7 protein-coding genes and 2 pseudogenes are annotated in these 20,693 nt (G+C 64.3%); 3 read left to right on the forward strand and 6 right to left on the reverse strand.

The window, feature by feature from the left end:
- Window positions 1-2: 2 nt before the first annotated feature.
- Window positions 3-1,638: pseudogene (locus tag ACHMW6_RS32520) on the reverse strand (TldD/PmbA family protein).
- Window positions 1,639-1,855: 217 nt separating this feature from the next.
- Between ACHMW6_RS32520 and ACHMW6_RS32525 the strand changes: the two are divergent.
- Both ACHMW6_RS32525 and ACHMW6_RS32530 read left to right on the forward strand, forming a co-directional pair.
- Window positions 1,856-2,665 carry a class I SAM-dependent methyltransferase gene (locus ACHMW6_RS32525; protein ID WP_395403352.1) on the forward strand — a complete coding sequence of 270 codons (810 nt, stop codon included), beginning with the start codon at window positions 1,856-1,858 and terminating at the stop codon, window positions 2,663-2,665.
- Window positions 2,666-2,670: 5 nt separating this feature from the next.
- On the forward strand, window positions 2,671-3,519 hold the full coding sequence (locus ACHMW6_RS32530; RefSeq protein WP_395403354.1) for a hypothetical protein: 849 nt from the start codon (window positions 2,671-2,673) through the stop codon (window positions 3,517-3,519).
- A 325-nt stretch (window positions 3,520-3,844) separates the two neighbouring features.
- On the opposite strand, the gene ACHMW6_RS32535 is transcribed toward ACHMW6_RS32530, so the two are convergent.
- The 5 genes and pseudogenes from ACHMW6_RS32535 to ACHMW6_RS32555 form a co-directional block, all read right to left on the reverse strand.
- Window positions 3,845-5,461, reverse strand: a complete 1,617-nt coding sequence (locus ACHMW6_RS32535) for a serine hydrolase (RefSeq protein WP_395403356.1) — start codon at window positions 5,459-5,461, stop codon at window positions 3,845-3,847.
- A gap of 20 nt (window positions 5,462-5,481) precedes the next feature.
- Window positions 5,482-7,323, reverse strand: coding sequence for a M1 family metallopeptidase (locus ACHMW6_RS32540; protein ID WP_395403358.1), 1,842 nt, complete (start codon window positions 7,321-7,323; stop codon window positions 5,482-5,484).
- Window positions 7,324-7,381: 58 nt separating this feature from the next.
- On the reverse strand, window positions 7,382-11,320 hold the full coding sequence (locus tag ACHMW6_RS32545; RefSeq protein WP_395408772.1) for a GH36-type glycosyl hydrolase domain-containing protein: 3,939 nt from the start codon (window positions 11,318-11,320) through the stop codon (window positions 7,382-7,384).
- 96 nt (window positions 11,321-11,416) lie between these two features.
- A pseudogene (locus ACHMW6_RS32550) lies at window positions 11,417-11,704 on the reverse strand (glucoamylase family protein); the annotation flags it as partial.
- Between the two features lie 4,454 nt (window positions 11,705-16,158).
- The gene (locus ACHMW6_RS32555) at window positions 16,159-18,363 is read right to left on the reverse strand and encodes a LamG-like jellyroll fold domain-containing protein (RefSeq protein WP_395403360.1); all 2,205 of its coding nucleotides are present in this window, start codon (window positions 18,361-18,363) and stop codon (window positions 16,159-16,161) included.
- A 157-nt stretch (window positions 18,364-18,520) separates the two neighbouring features.
- Between ACHMW6_RS32555 and ACHMW6_RS32560 the strand changes: the two genes are divergently transcribed.
- The gene (locus ACHMW6_RS32560; RefSeq protein ID WP_395403362.1) at window positions 18,521-20,677 is read left to right on the forward strand and encodes a TonB-dependent receptor plug domain-containing protein; all 2,157 of its coding nucleotides are present in this window, start codon (window positions 18,521-18,523) and stop codon (window positions 20,675-20,677) included.
- Window positions 20,678-20,693 lie beyond the last annotated feature (16 nt).

Here is a 20,693-nt window from a genome sequence, read left to right on the forward strand (position 1 = left end):
CCTCAGCCGATCTTGCGTGCAGTGTTGATCACGTTGATGCCGTTGAAGCGCGAGGTCGAGGAACCGTCGGGACACGGCGCTCACCTGCATCGGCTGGCCCTTGCCGTCGAAGAAGGAGCCGCCCATGCGCCAGTCGCGCGCGTCGCACATCGCCGTACAGGCATTCCAGAACTCCTGCGTGTTGGACTGGTAAGCCACGTCCTCCAGCATCTGGCCGATCTTGCCGTCCTTGATTTCGTAGAACAGCTGGCCGCCGAACTGGAAGTTGTAACGCTGCTGGTCGATCGAGAACGAACCGGCGCCCACGATGTAGATGCCCTTCTTGACATCCTTCACCAGTTCGTCCGGCGTGACCTGCTTCTTGCCCGACTTGAGGGAGACGTTCGGCATGCGCTGGAACTGCACATTGGACCAGGAATCCGCATACGAGCAGCCGTGGGACGCGGTCTCGCCGATCATCGCCGCCTGGTCGCGCGTGGCCTGGTAATTGACGAGGATGCCGTCCTTGATGATGTCCCAGCGCTTGCACTGCACGCCTTCATCGTCGAAACCGACAGCGCCCAGAGAGCCTTGCGTGACCTTGTCGGCCTCGATGTTCACCAGCTCCGAGCCGTACTTGAATTTCTTCGACTGCTGCTTGTCCAGCGTGGCGAAGGAAGTGCCGGCGAAGTTCGCCTCGTAGCCCAGCACACGGTCCAGTTCCGTCGGGTGGCCTACGGATTCGTGGATGGTCAGCCACATATGCTCCGGCGACAGCACCAGGTCATACTTGCCCGGCTCGACCGATTTGGCGACCAGCTTTTCCTTCGCCTGGCGGCCCGCGGCGCGCGCATCTTCGATCAGGTCATAGGACCCGCGGTACAGGGTGGCGACGCCACCGGCGGCCTTGATCTTGTCTTCCTTGCGGCCGTCCAGGTATTCGTAGCCCATGCCGACCGGCGTACCCAGGTCGCTGCGGCTGCGGAACTTGCCGGTGGCCTTGTCCACGGCGGTTGCCTGGAACGGCACCCACAGGCGGTGCAGGTCCTGGTCGATATAAGAGCCGTCGGTGGAAGCGAAGTACTTCTGCTGGTTCACCTGGAACAGCAGCGATTGCATGAAGGACGCGCCCGCATCCATGCCGGCCTTGTTGGCGGCGATCAGCAGGTCGGCCTTCTCCTTGATCGGAACAACGCGCCAGTCCTTCTTGATCGGCGTGGCCCAGGACACTTCACCCACACCCGGCGTCGGCGCCAGGCGCACCGGTTCCAGCTGCAGTTTGGCGTTGGCCTTGGCGATGGCCACAGCCTGGCGGGCCGCTGCGGCGACATCATCCGGCGACATGCTGCTGGTCGCCGCAAAGCCGTATGCGCCGTTGGCGATCACGCGCACGCCCACACCGGCCGATTCCGTGTTGGTCACGTTCTCGATATTCAGGTCGCGGGTGGTGATGAATTGATTCAGGTAGCGGCCGATGCGCACATCGCAGTAGCTGGCGCCGGCTTGGGTGGCCGCGGTCAGCGCGGTATCGGCCAGCATTTTCTTGAACTTCGTGTCGACGGGCTTGAGCAGCTCGTCGGCCGCGATGGCGCGGCCAAAAGGCATCATCACGGCGGCCATAGCGCCACCGCTCATATTGAGGAATGCACGACGATCCATAGTCTCTCCAGGTTTTTTATAGGTTCGGACAGGCTTGCAAGGGCAAGATCGTACGCAATTTTTATGCCACTGTGTAATCGATCGATGCGGCACTGCCGCAAGGGAGAACGCTGGTCGAATGTGTCCGGAAAGTGTCCGGCCGGCGTCCGCGCGGACACTTGACCGGCGCCCGCGCTTGCACCATCATCTGCGGCACTAACCCACCAGGAGACTCCGTATGAAACGACTGATCCTCGCAGGCTTGATGGCAGTATCCACCGTAGTATCCGGCACCGCCGTGGCGGACGACGCGTTGAAGGCGGCCATCGCCAGCCCGGCGCGCTCGCCGGCCAACACGCCGCGCGATGTCTACCGCCACCCATACGAGACGCTGACCTTCTTCGGCATCAAGCCGAATATGACGGTGATCGAATTGTCGCCGGGCGGCGGCTGGTACACCGAGATCCTTGGCCCCTATCTGAAGGAGCACGGCAAGCTGATTGCCGCGGGCTCTTCGCCGGAATCGAAAGATGAACGCGTGCGCGCTTCCGCTTCGCGCTTCCAGGACAAGCTGAATGCGAACCCAGGCACCGCCAAGGTCCATCTGGCAGCCTTCGAACCGGGCAACGCCGTGTACAGCTTCGGCCCCAGGGGCAGCGCCGACATGGTGCTCACCTTCCGCAACATCCACAACTGGATCGGCACCGGCGACGAGAACATGAAGAACCTGTTTGCCGCCGTGTACGACGTGCTGAAACCGGGCGGCTTATTCGGCGTCGAAGAGCACCGCCGTCCCGCCTCGCAGCCGCAGGATGCGAAGGCCGATAGCGGCTATGTGCACGAAGCCTATGTGATCAAAATGGCCGAACGCGCGGGCTTCAAGCTGGCCGGCAAATCCGAAGTCAATGCAAACCCGAAAGATGACGCCAACCACGAAGGCGGCGTCTGGGCCCTGCCTCCGACCTATACCAACAAGGACAAGGACCGCGCCAAATATACGGCCATTGGCGAGAGCGATCGCATGACGCTCAAATTCGTCAAGCCTTGATTGGGTTGTGGCGATACGCCGCCGCCGGCCTGCTGCTGGCGGCGGCCATGATTCAAGCCTGGGCGGCCGAGCCTTTGCGCATCGTGCTGCCCATGACGGCGCCGGGGTCCGAAGAACACACGCGCTACTTCCCCATGCTGCTTCGTCTTGCGCTCGAAAAGACTGAAGCGCGGGACGGTCCTTTTATCCTCTCCTACTACGGCTATGATCTGACCAGTCCCCGCCGCTCGCTGGAACTGAAGCGCAATGGCGCCATCAATGTGATGTGGGACGGCACCAATGCCCAGCGCGAACGCGACCTGCTGGCGATCCACATCCCCCTGCTGCGCGACTTGAACGATTACCGCGTGTTCCTGATCCGCCGCGATGACCAGGCGCGCTTCCGGCAGGTGCACACGCTGGACGACCTGCGCAAGCTGCGCGCGGGCGCCGGCTACAACTGGCCTTCAGTGGACGTGCTGCGCCATAACGGACTTGTAGTGGAAACGTCGGTCGCCTATCACTCTCTGTTCCCGATGCTGCTGGCGAAGCGCTTCGACTACATGCCGCGCGGCGTGCACGAAGCGTGGGCGGAGGAGAAGGTACACGCGCACGAAGGGCTGATGGTCGAACCGACCATCTTCCTGCACTATCGCGTGCCGTTTTATTTTTTTGTTAACCGGAATAATCCAGCGCTGGCGGACCGCATTGAGCGCGGCCTGCGCCTGGCCATGGCCGACGGCAGCTTTGACCGTCTCTTGAACAGCTATCCCGCCTTCCGGCGCGGACTGGCCGAAATCGCGGCCCACAAACGGACCGTCTTCGAACTGGAATTACCTACTCCGCAGCCGACTGCAGATGGCTCATCAAGGTAAGGAAGGCAAACAAGCCAACACCCCATCGCGCCGCAAACGGCGCCAATCGCGAGTAACAATTCGGTCATGCAGTGTAATCCGTGGTATGCAAAACGCTATTATGCTGCATCCGCACATTAAAAAGTGTCACAGATTTTCACTACTTATTCAAAAATTATCGCCTGGAAATTTGGGGTCAGCTCTGTCATTCGGACACGCAAAGCTTTTCTTTGAGGTAGATCAATACGCCAAAACGGCTATATCCGCGTATTGATCTACATCAAACGTTAGCGCTAGCTGTCCAAATGACAGAGCTGACCCCGAATTTCGTGGAACGCTGCGGTGGTCAGTTCTTGACGGGGACGGGTTTCTTCACGGGGGTGAAGGCCAGGTCCTGGAAGTCGTAGCTGAAGTCGGTCTCGGAGGAGATGGGGGCCATTTTCATGCGGTCGATGCTGCCGTCCGGGTTCAGGGCGAAGGTGATGTAGGCGTCGGCGTTGAAGTTGCGCTGCTTCCAGCGAACGATGAACGTGTCGTGCTGGAAGTGCTCCATCTCGCCGACCAGGTCCGGCGTGCGCGAGAAGGACATCAACTGCTTGCCGCCTTCCTGGCGGATCGTCACGCTGCCATACCAGGCGTCGCGGTACTCGCCATCATAGGCAGCAAGCGGCAGGGACGGACGCGATTTCGCAGCGCGTACGGCATTGGCCTTGCCCTGCTTCGCCAGTTCTGCCGCATGATCTTCCGCCTCGCGCGCCGCGATGATCTTGATCCAGTCGATCGGCGACGCGCCCATGTAGTGGTCGAGGATGCGCCAGCCCAGCGCCGTCATCGAGCCGCTGTTCTCGGCATTGGTGAAGATGGCCACGCCCAGCTTCTCTTCCGGCACCAGCAGGATGCGCGAGTAGAAGCCTTGCAGCGCGCCGCCGTGCATGGCGATCTTGCGCCCGTTGTAGTCGCGCAGGTTGAAGCCCAGGCCATAGCCACTGAAGTTGGGACGGGTCTTCTCCAGCCCCGGCTTGGGCTCCGAAATCTTCATCGGCGTCTGCTCGGTGAACAGTTCGCGCACCTGCCTGGCGCCGATCAGCTGCTTGCCGTCTTCCTGCTTGCCGCCGTTGAGCAGCAACATCATCCACTTGGCGATGTCTTCGGCATTGGTGTTGATGCCCACCGCGCCTACGGCATTCGACACGGGCATCGGCTTGACCACGGAAATCTTTTCGTTGATCTTGCTGTGCGGCGCGGAATAATCCGCCGACTTGAGCATCTCGTCCACCGAAGTGGTGGTGGTGTCCATGCCCAGCGGCGACAGGATGCGTTCGCGCACCGTCTCGCCCCAGCTCTTGCCCGCCTTCTCGGCGATGATCTTGCCCGCCACGATGTAGAGCAGATTATCGTAGGCGTAGCTGTTGCGGAAGCTGGTGGCCGGCTTCACGTAACGCAGGCGCTCGATGATTTCATCGGTGCTGAAAGTGGTGGTTGGCCACCACAGCAGGTCTCCCGCGCCCAGGCCCAGTCCACTGCGGTGCGTCAGCAGGTCGCGCACCGTCATTTCGCGCGTCACGTAGGCATCGTACATCGCGAAGTTCGGCAGATGCTTGATCACGGGATCGTCCCAGGACAGCTTGCCTTCATCGACCAGCATGGCCAGCGCCGCAGCGGTAAAAGCCTTGGAGTTGGACGCCACTTCGAACAGCGTCTTGCCGGTCACCTGCGCCGCATCGCCCAGCTTGCGCACGCCGAAGCCTTTCGCGGCCACCACCTTGCCATCCTTGACGATGGCGATCGCCATGCCCGGCACGTCAAAGGTTTTCAGGGCGGCGTTGACATCGCGGTCCAGGTCAAAGGCTTGCGTCGCGGCGGCCGATGCCGGCAAAGCGCCCTCGGGTGCGGCCAGCACGGGATACGCCATGGCGGAACAGGCCAGCCAGACCAGGGCGGCAAGAGGCTTCTTCAGGTACATCGGGGATTCTCCAGGATCGGTTATTTTCTCATCTGCTTATCCACCGACGCTTGGGTATCGGGGTGGTAGCGTGGCCGTGCCTTCAGGTACAGGCTTTTGGCCCATCCCGTCTCGGACGGATTCTTCAGCATTGCGCTGTACAGCGGCAGTACGAACTTCTTGCGTCCCACCTGCATCAGGAAGGTGTTCAGCGGATCGCGCACGTTATAGCCCGCATTCACGGAAGCGAGATAGAAGCGGAAGGCGATTTCATTATTCTGGCTGGTGCGCAGGCCATAGACTTCGTCCAGCTCCTTCAGCTGGGCGGCATTGGCCTTGGTGTCGATGTCGTTCAGAAAGTGCATCCATTCCAGCGCGATCCAGTTCTTCGCATCCAGGTCCACGGTCGGCAGCTCGCCCCTCAGCCACGCGTCACGCTTGGCGTCCAGCGCGGCCAGGCGCGGCGAGGACACGTGCTGGGCGCTGGCGGGAATGCCGCTGCCGTACAGCCACTCGTCCAGCTCCGCATCGCTCATCGCATCCGGGAATTTCTCCAGCAGGTTCTTGCGCAGGTAGGCGACGAATTGCTCGGTAGTGGCGGACTGGAAAGCATGCTGGTCGAACCAGCCGCGCAGGAAGGGATCGAAGGCTTCGCGGCCCACGCGCTGTTCCAGCGTGTGCAGCAGCCAGGCGCCTTTAGGATAAGCCAGGCCTTCATCGGTGTAGGTGGCAGGATTGACGTCCGGATCGCGCGTCAGCAAGGCTTGCTTCGCGACGGGAATGACCTTCAGCGACGCCAGTGCTTCCTCCTGCTCGACCTGCAGGTTCATCTCCGCCACTTCCTTGCCGTACAGGCTTTCCACGATGCGCGTCGTCACATAGGTGGTGAAGCCTTCGTTCAGCCACCAGTGCTTCCACGATGCGTTGGTGACCAGGTTGCCGGACCAGGAATGCGCCAGTTCATGGGCGATCAGGTCGTTCAGGCTGCGGTCGCCGGCGATCATGGTCGGCGTGAGGAAAGTCATGCGCGGATTTTCCATGCCGCCGATGGGGAAGGACGGCGGCAGCACCAGCATGTCGTAACGCCCCCAGCGATAGGGACCGTACAGGGATTCGGCGGCGGCCACCATTTTCTCGGTGTCCGCCAGTTCGAAGGCGGCCGCTTCGATGCGGCCCGGTTCCGCGTACACGGCGGTGCGCGGGCCGAGGTTGCGTACTTCGATCTCGCCGATGGCAATCGCCAGCAGGTAGGACGGAACCGGTTGCGGCATGCGGAACTGCCAGCCGCCCGCGCCCGTGGCATTCTGGTCGCTCTCGGCGCTCATCACCACGCGCATGCCCTGCGGTGCGGCGATGCGCGCGCTGTAGGTGAAGCGCACGGCCGGCGTATCCTGCACCGGCGCCCAGGAACGGGCGTCGATGGTTTCGGACTGGCTGAACATGAAGGGACGCTTGCCGGACAAGGTCTGCGCCGGCGTCATCCACTGCAGCGCACTGGCGGTTGGCGCGGTGTGGTAATAGATACGCACTTTTTCCGGCTGCGACGAGAGCTTGATGCGCAGGGCCTGGCCCTTCTTCGCATCGGGGCGGTCCAGCATATAGGACGCCGGCTGCCAGCGATTGTTTGCATCCAGCACCTGCACGCGCGCGATGCTCAGCTGGCGCGTATCGAGCACCAGGGTGCGGGCATTCTTGTCGATCCAGTTCAGGCTTAGTTCCGCGTAGCCGTCCAATGACTTGCGTGCGAAGTCGGCCTTCAGGTCGAGGTGCAGGTCGGTCGTGCGGACCTGGTCGTAGCGCGCGTAGCTGAGCGGGTCCTGGGCCAATGCAGGCAGTGCGGCCAGGCCAAGCAGCGCGGCGGCGATCGGGTTCAGTCGGGACATGTTTCCTCTTTTTTTCAGTGCGCCTGCTCCACGGCAGGCGCGGAGAGGATAGCACAGGCTAGCGTGGGACGCGGACTTCGACCTCGTGTTCGCCGGCATGCGCGCTTAACGGTATCACCGCCGGTAGGACGCCGTCGCCGCGCACCACGCGGATCCGGTACGTGGCATCGCCATGGCGGTAGCTGAGCGTGAAGCCCTCCCAGTCGGCCGGGATGCGAGGAGACAGCAACAGCCGGTCCGGTTCACGGGTCAGGCCCAGCAGCGACTCCAGCATCAGGCGGTACATCCAGCCGGAAGAACCGGTATACCAGCTCCAGCCGCCGCGGCCGATATGCGGCGGCACGGCATACACGTCCGCCGTGACCACATAAGGTTCGACCTTGTAGACCTCCGGCCCGTCGCCATGCTGCACGGGATTAATCATGCGCATCAGCTCCCAGGCTTTCTCGACATCGCCCATCTTCGCGAACGCCATCACGGTCCAGATGGCGGCGTGGGTGTACTGGCCGCCGTTCTCGCGCACGCCAGGCACATAGCCGCGGATATAGCCCGGATTGAGCGGCGACTTGTCGAACGGCGGATCCAGCAGCTGGATCAGGCCGAAGTCGCGCCGCACCAGGCGCTGGTCGACCTGCGCCATCGCGCCCTTGACGCGCTGCGGATCCGCGGCGCCGGACAGCACGCCCCAGCTTTGCGAGATGGAGTCGATCTGGCATTCCTCGTTCTCTTTCGAGCCAAGCGGCGTGCCGTCGTCGAAATAGGCGCGGCGGTACCATTCGCCGTCCCAGGCATTCTGCTCGATATTGGCCGCGACCGTTTTCGCATGCTCGCGGCATTCGTTGGCGAAGGCTTCATCGTTGCGGCGCTCCGCCACCTCGGCAAAGCGCTGCAGCACCTCGATCAGGAACCAGGCCAGCCATACGCTCTCGCCCTTGCCCTCCTCGCCCACCTTGTCCATGCCGTCGTTCCAGTCGCAGGACCCGATCAGCGGCAGGCCATGCACGCCAAAGCGCAGGCCGTTGCGGATGGCGCGCACGCAATGCTCGTACAGGTCGCCCACCTGGCCCGAACGGGCCGGCATATCGTAATAGGAATCCTCTTCCGGCTTGACGGGGCGGCCTTCCAGGTAGTGCACCGTCTCGTTCATCACGGACATATCACCCGTCGTGGCGACATAGCGCCAGGCGGCCAGCGGCAGCCAGAGGTAATCGTCCGAGCAGTGGGTCCGCACGCCGCGGTCGGACGGCGGGTGCCACCAGTGCTGCACATCGCCTTCCACGAACTGGTGGGCTGCGCACAGTACCAGGTGGTCGCGCAGGATCTGCGGTTGCGTGTGCACCATGGCCATCGCATCCTGCAGCTGGTCGCGGAAGCCGAAGGCGCCGCCGGATCGGTAATAGCCGCTGCGCGCCCACATGCGGCAGGCGATGGTCTGGTACATCAGCCAGCCGTTGGCGATCAGGTCCAGGTGCGGTTCCGGCGTTGCCACCTGCACGGCGCCCAGCACCTTGTCCCAATGCGCGCGAACGGCATCGAGCGCCGACATGGCTGCCTCGTAGCCGCCGTGCTTCTGCACCATCGTCGAGGCATCCGCATTGCGGCGGCCGCCCATGCCCAGCACGAAGGCCACCGTGCGCTCCTGGCCCGGCTGCAGCTCGAACGGCGTGTGGATGGCGGCGCAGGCGTCCAGCCCCGTTCCCGCCTTGCCGGACAGGCGCACGCGCCGCAGCGCGGCCGGGTTGGCGAGGCTGCCGTTGCGGCCGATGAATTCCGTGCGGTCGCAGCTCACGGTACGCTGCACCGAGTCGGCATTGAAGAAGGCTACGCGGCCCGAGAATTCCGTGTTGTAGGCATTCTTGGCGAACAGCGCACCGCTGACGGGATCGACCTCGGTCACAATGTGCATGCCGGACTTGGAGCGCATATCGCCCAGCACCCATTCCACATAGCCGATGACGGACACGCGCCGAACCACCGGTGAATCATTGCGCACCTTGAGCAGCGTATAGCGCACCGGCGCATCCAGCGCGACGAAGGTGGTCAGCTCGCTGCTGATGCCCGCCTCGCTGTGTTCGAACACGCTGTAGCCGAAGCCGTGGCGCGTGACGTAGTCGCCTGTGCCGCGCGCCGGCAGCGCCGTGGGCGACCAGAAGCGGCCGCTCTGTTCATCGCGGATGTAGAAGGCTTCGCCGCTCAGGTCCGACACCGGATCGTTGTGCCACGGCGTGAGGCGGAATTCGTGGGCATTCTCCTGCCACGTATAGGCCTGGCCGCTTTCCGAGATCACAGTGCCGAACTGCGGATTGGCCAGCACGTTCGACCACGGCGCCGGCGTGCGCTTGCTGTCGCTGGTGACGATCACATATTCGCGCCCATCGGAAGAGAAGCCGCCCAGTCCATTTTCCAGCTGCAGGCCTTGCGGCAGCGGCGTCGATGGACCGCCTTCCTCGTATTCGCCGCGTGAATCGGCCAGCAGCGGCGGCATGCGCAGCGGCGTGACGGCGCCCCGTTTTAGCTGGTCGGCCAGCGTGCCGCGTTCGTCGCTCAGCACCGCGCGCGCCACCGTCTGCAACAGCACGCGGTCTTCCGGTGCAATGCCTTCCAGCGGACGCACGAAGATGCCGCCCGGGCGGTCGATCGACTGCGCATCGATGCCGGAGGCGATCAGGCCCATGATCATGTCGTGCAGGGCCTGGCGGTAGCCGGAAACATCCTCGTACCAGATCACCAGGTCCACCACCAGGCCTTTCAGTCGCCAGTAGGCGTGCGCCTGCACCAGCTGGCGCGCCAGCTCGATATTGCTGGAATCGCGGATGGTCATCAGCACGATCGGCAGGTCGCCGGAAATGGCGTAGGCCCACAGGCCGGACTGGCCGCGCTGGTTGCGCGCCAGCACGGCGCCCTCGGCGCGCAGCGCCGCGTTCGGGTAGATCACGTGGTTGGCCAGGCGCCCGTACAGCTGGGCGTCCGCCTCGCTGGCGTTCAGCTGGCGCAGCACCACCTGGCTGTGGGTCCAGGCCAGCTCGAACACGCGGTCGGCCATGTGGCGGTCCTGGTATTTGTCGATCAGGTGCTGGGCGCCTTCGCGGTTGTCCGCCATGCCCGTCACCAGGTCGGCGATCGCGGCCTGGCCAGGCTGCAGCACGATGCGGTAGCGGATCGCCACCACCGGGTCGAGCACCGAGCCTTCGCTGTTGGACAGCGGACCCGGCTCGCGCAGGGCCAGCGGATTCTGCGCCGTGTTGCCGCGCCCGATGAAGCGCGCACGGTCCGTCTCGTAGGACACCTGCACCACCTGGGCATCGTGCATCGTCATCACATGCAGCAGGTAAGGCGTGGAATCGCCCTTGCTGCGCGGGCGGCGCGTGCACAGGATGGCGCTTTCGTCTTCCACGATCTCAGTCTGCACGAACAGCTTGCTGAAGGCCGGGTGGGCGGCGTCCGCGGCCGGCGGCGCCAGCACCACCTCGGCAAAGCTGGTCAGCTCGATGGTGCGTTCGCGGCCGGAGTGGTTGGTAATGCGCGTGCGGCGCATTTCGATATCGTCTTCCGGCGACACCACGATTTCCGTATGCAGCTCGATATCGTGCTCGCTGCGGCGGAATTCGGCGCGCCCTTCGGAGAAGATCACTTCCATGCGCTGCGGCTCGATCAGCGTCGGTTGCCAGGTGGTGGACCACATGCGGCTGTCGTCCACATCCTGCACATAGCAGAAGTTGCCCCAGTTGTCGCGCGTGCTGTCCTCGCGCCAGCGCGTGACCGACAGATCCTTCCAGCGGCTGTAGCTGCCGCCCGCATTGCTGACCATGACGTGGTAGCGGCCATTGGACAGCAGCTGCGTTTCCGGCACCGCCGTATTGGCCTGGTTCAGGATGCGCATCGGCGCGGCCTGTTCCGGCGCCGGCGTGCGCAGCGCGGCCTGTTCGGCGCTGGACGAGTAGAAGGCGCCCATGCGCGGGCTGCGCTCCTGCAGCACCAGCAGCGTCGATTGCAGCATCGGGTCGGCTTCGAAGCGGCGCTGCATCGGCCGGTCGTTCAGCACATAGTTCAGGGCCAGCAGGCCCATGCCCTGGTGGTGCACCATGAAGGACTTGACGATGGCGTGGTTCTGCCCGCGCGGCAGGCGCGCCGCCGTGTAATCGATCGCCTCGTAGAAACCGTAGCGGCCCATGAAGCCCATCGCCTGCATCTTCTGCAGGTTCTGGCAGGCCGCGTCCGGATCGACCATCAGGGCCAGCATGGACGCATACGGCGCCACCACCAGGTCTTCCGCCAGGCCGCGTTTCAGGCCGATACCCGGCACGCCGAAGGCGCGGTACTGGTAGTTCAGGTTCGCATCGGTGGTGTTGTAGCCGGGACTCGGAAATCCCCCACGGCACATTGCGCTGTTTCGCGTATTCGATCTGGGCCGCGACCACCGAGCGGTAGGTCTGGTCCAGCAGCGTGCTGGGATAGCTCGGCATCACCAGCAGCGGCATCAGGTATTCGAACATGGAGCCGGACCAGGACAGCAGCACGGGCTGGCTGTGCACGATGCACAGCTGGCGGCCCATGGCGAACCAGTGCTCCTGCGGCAGCTGGGCCTGGGCGATGGCGACAAAGCTGGCCAGGCGGATTTCCGACGCCAGCAAGTCGTAGCAGGCGGCATCCAGGCGGCGGTCCGTCAGGTTGTAGCCGATGGCCAGCAGCTTGGTGGTGGGGTTAAACAGGAAGCCGTATTCGATGCGCGAGAATTCGCAAGCCTGCTGCGCCAGGGCCGCCAGGTCCTCCAGACGCTGGCGCGCAGCAGCGGCGCCCTGCTCCACCAGTACGGACAGTTGCTGCTGCCGTTCGCGCTCCTCCGGCGCCAGGTCCGATTGCGCCGCTCCCGCCAGCGGATAGCCGGCCAGTTCGCGCAGTGTGGGGATGCGGTCCAGGCTCGCGTCGAGCACCGTGCCCTGCGCGGCGGACAGCCAGGGCGCCAGCGCGTTCACCTCGTCCAGCGCATCGCGGCACTGGGTACACAGCGCGCTGGCCCACATGCGCAGGGTGGCGTCGCTGTGCACGCCGGCCTTGGGCATGAAGGCTTCCGCTTCGGCATGCACGCGCGCCAGCCAGTCGCGCACGACGGACAGCTTGTCCGGCAGCGGCACAGGCAGCGTGCAGGCTGCCGACAGCGCCTGCAGCGCCTCGGCCGGCACGGTTTCGGACGGCCCTGCCGCCAACGCCGCCTCCTGCAGCACGGCGCAGGTGGTGGCGATGCCTTGCAGCGCCTGTGCGCCGATCGCTGGCTGGTCGGGCAGCCCGAGCAGGCCGGCCTGCAGCGTGATCAGGTGGCCGGCCAGGTTGCCGCTGTCCACCGTCGAAATATAGATGGGGTGCAGGGGCTTCATCGACTGGGTGTCGTACCAGTTGTAGAAGTGGCCGTTGTGGCGCTCCAGCTGGGCCATGCTGTCCATCGTGCTGCGGCTGCGGACGATCAGCTGGCTGGTGGTGATATAGCCGAAGTCCCAGGCGGTCAGGTTGGCCAGCAGCGCCATGCCGATATTGGTGGGCGAGGTGCGGTGCGCCACCACCTGGGTCGGATGCTCCTGCATATTATCGGGCGGCAGCCAGTTGTCCTCGGGGCCGACGAAAGTATCGAACCACGCCCAGGTACGGCGCGACAGCTTGTGCAGGAAGAGATTCTGGTCTTCCTTCAGCTCCGTCTGCACGCGCGCAATGGGCAGGCTGATCCACCAGGCGACGATGGGCGCCACGGCCCAGGCCAGCAGGAAGATCATGGCCGGCTGCAGCGCGTGCGGCCGCCACATCACCAGCGCCGCGCCGACGCCCAGCGCCAGCAGCGGCGAAGTCCACATCGTGCGCCAGTTGCTGGCCAGGCTGGTGCCGGACTGCGACAGCGCCGAGGCGCGCCATTGCAGCAGGCGCTTGTGAGAGAACAGCAGGCGCCACATGGTGCGGCCGATGGCGTCCAGGCTGACGAAGGCTTCATACGGCAGGAACACCAGCGTGAGCAGGGCGTGCGCGAATTGCAGGCCGCTGCGCCGGACCGAGCCGGGCAAATGCTGGCGCCACAGCGTGTCGCGCGGCTTGGCGACCAGGTCCCACAGCGCGGCCACGACGGCCGGCAGGAAGATGATGGTCAGCACGGCGGCGGTCCAGAACCAGGGGTGGGGCATGGCGCCGAAGGCCAGCAGCAGCGAGGCAATCAGCACCGCCGGCACCAGGCTGCGGCGCAGGTTGTCGAACAGCTTCCAGCGCGAGAGGGCGGACAGCGGATTGCCTTCCTTGCCGCCGCCGCGCACCGGCACGCGCGGCTTCAGCCAGGACAGCAGTTGCCAGTCGCCGCGCATCCAGCGCTGGCGGCGGCTCACGTCCTCGCGGTAGCGCGCCGGATAGTGTTCATACAGCTGGGCGTCGCTCAGCAGGCCGGCGCGCAGGTAGCAGCCTTCCAGCAGGTCGTGGCTGAGGATGCGGTTGTCGGGGAAGCGGTCGCCCAGCAGCTGTTCGAACACGTCCACATCGTAGATGCCCTTGCCGATGAAGGAACCCTCGGCAAACACGTCCTGGTAGACGTCGGACACGGTGCGGGTATACGGGTCGATGCCCGGCTCGCCGCCGCACAGGCGCTCGTAGCGCGACGCATCCTCGCTCGGCAGGCTGACGGCCACGCGCGGCTGCAGGATGCCATAGCCTTCCACCACCCGCTTCTTGCGCGGGTCGATGCGGGGGCGGTTCAGCGGGTGGCACATGGTGGCCACGAACTGGCGCGCCGAGTCGCGCGGCAGCTGGGTGTCGGTGTCCAGCGTGATCACATAGCGGAAGGCATCCAGGTCGCCCGTTTCGCCGACCACCAGGTTGAACGCATCGCGCGCGCCGCCGCGCATGAAGTGGTTCAGGTCTTCCAGCTTGCCGCGCTTGCGTTCGCGGCCCATCCAGGCACGCTCGCCCGCATTCCAGCGGCGCGGACGGTGCAGCAGCAGGAATGGCGGCGCAACGCCGTTGGTGTACTTGCCATTCAGGCGCGTGATGCATTCGCGTGCCTGCTCCAGCAGGGCGGCATCGGTCGGCAAGACTTCTTCCTGCGCATCCTCGAAATCGGTCAGCAGGCAGAAACGCATGTTTTCGTCGCGGTTGGCGAGGAAGCGCACTTCCAGCTGCTCGCACAGTTCGTCCACATTGTCGCGGCTGTACAGCAGGGTCGGCACCACCACCAGCGTGCGCGCATCGGGCGGGATGCCCTCGCGGAAGTCCAGGCGCGGCAAGGGACGCGGACGCACCGTCTGCGTGGCGGCCCAGTTCACCAGCGCCAGCGCCAGCTGGCTGCTGCCCATCAGGCCCAGAATGCCGATCACCACCACCAGCCACAGGGACACATCATCGCGCACGGCACGCTCCAGCATCAGCGCGGTCAGGATCACGGACAGCACCCCGATCGCACCGAGGTAGGAGGTGAGCGGCGATGTGCGCAGCGTCTTGCGGAATGCCATCCAGGCGGGCAACCGTACGCTGGCCTTCTTCTCCAGCAGCACGGCGCCGCCGCCGACGAGATAAAAGCCCACATGGGAATGGCGCGGGTCGCCATTGCCGTGGGTGCGCGCCAGCTCAAGCGCCTGCTGCGCCACTTCGACTTCGGTCAGCTCGGAATACCGGGCCAGCTTTTCCACCACATGGCGGTACTGGTCGCGCGTGGCGAAGTCCATATCGCTGTACACGTCCGCCGGATCGCAGCGCAGGGCCTGTTCGACCGCGCTCATCGTCTCGACGAATTCCTGCCAGTCCATCGTACCGAGGAAGCGCAGGCTGCCGATGCTGTTGGCGATCGATACCTGCTCGGCGGCCTGCATATGGATCTCGGCCTGGATCTGGGCTTCGATGGTCTGGCCCGTTTCGGCCAGGCGGTAGGTGATCCAGTTCAGCGCCAGCGTCAGCACGGGGCTCTGGCCCTGCAGGCGGCGCGCCAGCTCGGCAACAAAGGCGCTGGTGATGGGCGGATCGGAGCGGGCCATGTCCGCCACCAGCAAGATCAGGCCGCTGGGATTCTTGTCCGCGATTTCCACCATCTGGTCGGCCCAGCTGTTGGCCAGGTCGCGCTGCTGCCGGTTCTCGGCCACGCGCGCGGCTACCCGGCGCAGATTCTCGATCAGGGCCAGGCGCAGCATGATCGGAATCGCCCACAGCTCACCCAGCTTCAGCGTGGCGCGCTCCTGGTAGGCTTCCACGAAGCGGCACAGGCTTTCCGGATCGACACGGCCATCGCCGTGGGAAATGATTTCCAGCGCGATCTGGTACACGCGCGGCGTGCCTTCCGGGGCGCCCTTGGCCAGGCGCGGCAGTTCCTTGCTGTAGTCTTTCGGCAAGTGACGGCGGGCAATACGAATCTGCTCTTCAATCAGGTAGAAATTGTCGAGCAGCCATTCGGAGGCCGGCGTGATCTGGCGGCCATCCTTCACGGCTGCGGTGAGTTCCTCGCAGGTGCGGCTGATGACGTCGGCGTTCTCGCTCAGGCGCGACAGCAGGCGATCGCTGCCGCCGCGCTTGCTGAGTTCGTGATGGGCCGCCAGCAGGCGGCCATGATGCGCCATTTGCTGGGCGCTGAATAATTCGGCTCGCAGGGGCAGCTCAGCTGTATCCCCGCTGTCCATGTTGCCGGATAGATTTTCCTTGAAGCTGGCGCGGGACGCCGGCCACAATAAGGGATGCTCTTTCAAGGGTGGCCTCGCTGTTCTTACTTGTTTGCGCGCAGTGCAGAAGTATGTGCCAAGCAATAGTATTCGGGCGCACGTCTGCCGACTGTTCGCTAGCGTACATACAGGCCCGGCGCACAGGCCGGGCCGCAAGGCCGTCCCCCCTTCAGCCCTGGCTGAGCGCCAGCACTTGTGCCGCAGTCAGCGCTCCGCGGTAGATGCGGAAGTCATCGATTTGCCCGGCAAAACGGGAATCGCCGCTGTATTGCGAACGGCCCAGCCAGTTCTTGCTGGTCGGTCCCAGCCGGAACGGCGACAAATTCACTCCCGACGTGCTGTTGACGGCCACCCCATTCACATACAGTGTAAGCGTTGCGCCCGACAATGTGACCGCAACATGCACCCATTGATTGCCAGGCAGTGCCGCGTTGCCCAGCACGCGCTGTTCAGCGTTGCCGCCGCTGGTGGTCATCGCGAAGCGCACCAGGCCATCCGAGCCGCGCGGCGTCAGAAACATATAGCGGCCGGTGCCGGTTCCGAAGTCGAAAATGCGCGTCCAGTTCTTGCTGGTGTTGGTCCAGTACACCCAGCTGGCAATGGAGAAATCGGACAGCGTGCTGACGATATCCGCCGGCAGCAGCACATCGTCGTCCGCGCCATCGAACACGATCGAGCTGCCGCTGCGGCCCGCCGCCCAGGCCGCGCCGCTTTCCAGCGTGGCCGTGAAACCGTTGCCGCTGCTGTCAGCCGCGCTGGTACCGCTACCCTCATTGAACAGCCACGTCGCATGGGCAACGACTGCCGTGACGGCCTTCACTTCGTTCGACGTCAGCGTGGCGCCGCCCGGCATCTGGGCCGTGACCACATAGTAGTAAGTGCCCGCCGCCAGTCCGCTATCCGTATAGCTCAGCAAGCCGGTGATGCCGCTCGCCACAGTCGTGTATGGCCCGCCGGACGTTGTCGCGCGCTTCACCGTATAGCTGCTGGCATATTGCCCGCCCCACCACGACAGTTGCACCGAACTCGCGCCCGCGATGGCGGAAAGGCCGCTTGGCGCGGCTCCGCTGGCGATCCCGTCCAGCGCATGCGTCAGGCTGCCGTAGCCCAGGCTGTCGTAGCCGCCGCTGTTTGGGCCGTAATTGCCGCCACCGCCTTCCGGCAGCACCTTGTCGCGCATGGCCTGGCACCAGGGCGCGGCCATGCCCTTGCGGTTGGCGTAATGGTTGTACACCATTGACCAGACCGGCACCGAATTGCCCTGCCCGCTCGTTCCGATCACCGTCTGGTTGACGTTGTCCACATTGTTGTAGGGCACAAACGGCATGCTGTAAAAAGCGCCGGTGGACGGATCGATGAGATTGGTCTTGGCCACGTATTCGGCGCCGGCCAGCACGCGGTTGTTCTCGAAGCCGTACAGATCGATGCCCTGGTGCCAGGCGATCTCACAAATCACGCTGACCAGTCCGATGCCGAGCAGGCAGTGACCCTGGTCGCGCCCGGTTTCCTGCCACTGCCCCATATAGCCGGGATGCATGTAGTACATGGCTTGCTCGATGCGGCCGTTGCCCAGGCCGTTGTAAAAGTAATTCAAGCCCTCGTTGAACAGCGCCGTGTCGTCGCACAGCACGCCGGTGGCCATGATGCTGGCGGTGGCGCACAGGTCCCAGTTGGCCCAGTAGTGGGTGATGTCGGTGCCGTTGTGGCGCACCAGGAAATCGCTGCAGATCGGATAGAACACCGTTTTCATCATGTTCTGGAAGCGCGCAAAATCGGCGGCGGCCCAGCCGCTGTAAGTGCGCATGATCTCGGCGGCGCAGCAGAACTGGTAGCCGTAGATGCCGGCCGCCAGCAGCGCATCGGTGCTGCCGCCGATCACGGTCAGTGTGCTGGACCAGCCATTCATGATGGCGATGGACTTCTCCGCATAGGCGGGGTCGTTCGATACCTTCCAGCGCAGCGCGGTGGCGTAGGCGGCGGCGACATCGTTGTAGAGAATGGGATAGTTCTGGGCGTGCACGCCATCGTCGCCGCGATAGACGGCCGATTGCGGACGGTAGTTGTAATTCAGGCTGGAGCGGCCATTGGCCAGCAGGACGTTCCAGGTGTCGTACCAGGGCTGCTCCTTCGCGCCCACCTTGTTGCGCATACGGGTGAAATCGTCCTCCGTATTCAGCAGGCCCGGATGCGCGAAGCTGGTAACGACGGCAGCGGCCAGTTGGCGGGGCGAAGCGGGTGCAGCGCCCGAATCTGTTTCGTTATCGATAACACCGCCGCATGCGGAAAGGGCCATGGGACCCAGGACAGCCAGCCCAAGGGAATTGGCGCAGAAGGCGCGGCGTTTCAGGGATAACTCCGGATGCTTGTCTTGCATGGTTTTCTCCTGGTTAGGGTTGAGGGGACAGCACCCGGGAGCATCCCACATATTTGCCTCGGAGCAACAGTGCGCGGCCAATCGTGCCAGAAAATCAGGATTTCCTTACCGCATACCGGTGCGATACAGGTATGCTTATGCCTCCCAGAAAAAACCGTTGCCCTATCACCAGATGAAGATCAAGATTTTGCCGCTGTCCCTGTTCCTGGCTTATGGGGCGGCAGTGGCCGCCGATGAGCTGTCCGCCGACAAGGTCGTCCCCAAGGTGGAAGTGAAGGGCAGCGCGGCCATGGAAGCACGGCGCAACGACACGGCGACCAAGATCGTGGTCACGCAGGAAGAAATCCTGAAGAACGGCGACACCAGCATCGGCGAAGTCCTGAAGCGCCTGCCCGGCATCACCATCGGCGGCGTGCAGGGCCGCGGCGGCGATATCCGCATGCGCGGCCTGGGCAGCGGCTACACGTCCATCCTGCTGAACGGCGAGCCTGCGCCGCCGGGCTTCTCCCTCGATTCGCTGACGCCGGACATGATCGAGCGCATCGAGATCATGCGCGCCGCCACGGCGGAGTTTTCCACGCAGGCCATCGCGGGCGGCATCAACATCGTGCTGAAGCGCACCGTGCACACGGGGCAGACCGAAATCAAGGCCGGGCTGCAGTCGGAGAACGGCCATCCGGGCGGCTCGCTGAATGTGCAGCTGTCCGACCGCAAGGGCCCGTGGTCTTATGCGATCGGCGGCGGCGTGATCGCTTCGCGTTTCGACCGCCCGGCCCGCGAGCTGACCGAGGGCGAGGATGCGAGCGGCAAGCCGAACCTGCGGCGCGAAGGCGAAACCTGGAGCACGGGCAGCTTCCGCCAGCTGAACATCTCGCCGCGCGTGAACTATGCGATCAAGCCGGGTGACGTGATCACCTCGCAAACCTTCATCAACGTGAACCGCTTCAATGCGGACAACGGTGAACGCATCACCACCCTGTTCGGCGCGCCGCCGCCGTACAGCGCCTCCATCATCGGCGTGAACGCGAAATTCGAACAGTTCCGCGAAGACCTGAGCTGGTCGCGCAACCTGGGCGAAGGCGTGAAGCTGGACATCAAGGCGGGCGTTAACTACAACCACCGTGATGTGACGGCGCCGTCGCACCAGTTCTGGGCAGATGGCACGCAGGCGCTGGACCGACTGATCACGTCCGAAGGCACGGACAAGGGCTTCACCACCACCGGCAAATATTCCACGCCCGTGGGCGCCGGCCACGCGCTGGCCATGGGCTGGGACGCCGGCTACAGCAAGCGCAGCGAAAGCCGCATCCAGCGCGAAAGCTCCACCGTGGGCGCCAGGGCAGAGAACCTGGACCAGCTCTATGACGCCGACGTGAAGCGCATCGCCGTCTACGCGCAGGATGAATGGAATGTGACCGAGCGCTGGTCAGTTTACTTCGGCCTGCGCTGGGAAGGGCTGGAAGTGACCAGCACCGGCAATGACTACGAAGACGTCAACAACAAGTTCCACGTGCTAAGCCCACTGTTCCAGACCCTGTGGAAGCTGGGCGAGCAGAAGAAGGACCAGGTCCGCCTGGGGATCACGCGCACCTACAAGGCGCCGGGCGTGGGCGACCTGATCCCGCGCCGCTTCGCGTCCAACAACAACACGGCGACCACGCCGGACCAGAAGGGCAATCCCGATCTGAAGCCGGAACTGGCCTGGGGCCTGGACCTCGCCTTCGAACACTATCTCGGCGAAGGCGGCCTGCTGAGCGCATCCACCTTCGTGCGCCGCATAGAGGACATCACCCATCGCCGCGTGGACCTGATCAACGGATTGTGGGTATCTCGGCCCGTGAACGATGGTGTCGCCAACACGCGTGGCGTGGAACTGGAAGCCAAGCTGCCGCTGCGCAGCCTGATGAAAGGCGCGCCGGCGGTCGAAATGCGGGCGAACCTGGCGCGCAACTGGTCCGAACTCGATTCCGTGCCGGGCCCCAACAACCGCCTCGACCAGCAGACGCCGGTCAGCGGCACCGTGGGCGCGGACTGGAAACTCGATAGCCTGCCATTAACCACGGGCGGCAGCTACAGCTTCCAGTCCGGCGGGCCGGTGCGCATTTCTGCGCAGCAGTCGGCCTATACCTCGGCCAAGCGCTCGCTCGATCTGTATGCCTTGTGGAAGTTCGACCCGAAGAAGCAGCTGCGCGTGTCGATGTCCAACGCCCTGCACCAGGACAACATCGCCCAGACCAGCTACCTCACCCTGCACGACAGCACCATCACCCCCACCTTCGCCCAATTCCGCGCCCAGCTCGAAATCAAGCTCTGATCATTTTGGGGTCAGG

The sequence above is a fragment of the Pseudoduganella sp. UC29_106 genome (assembly GCF_044055365.1).
In the GTDB taxonomy this organism is placed as follows: Bacteria; Pseudomonadota; Gammaproteobacteria; order Burkholderiales; family Burkholderiaceae_D; genus Rugamonas.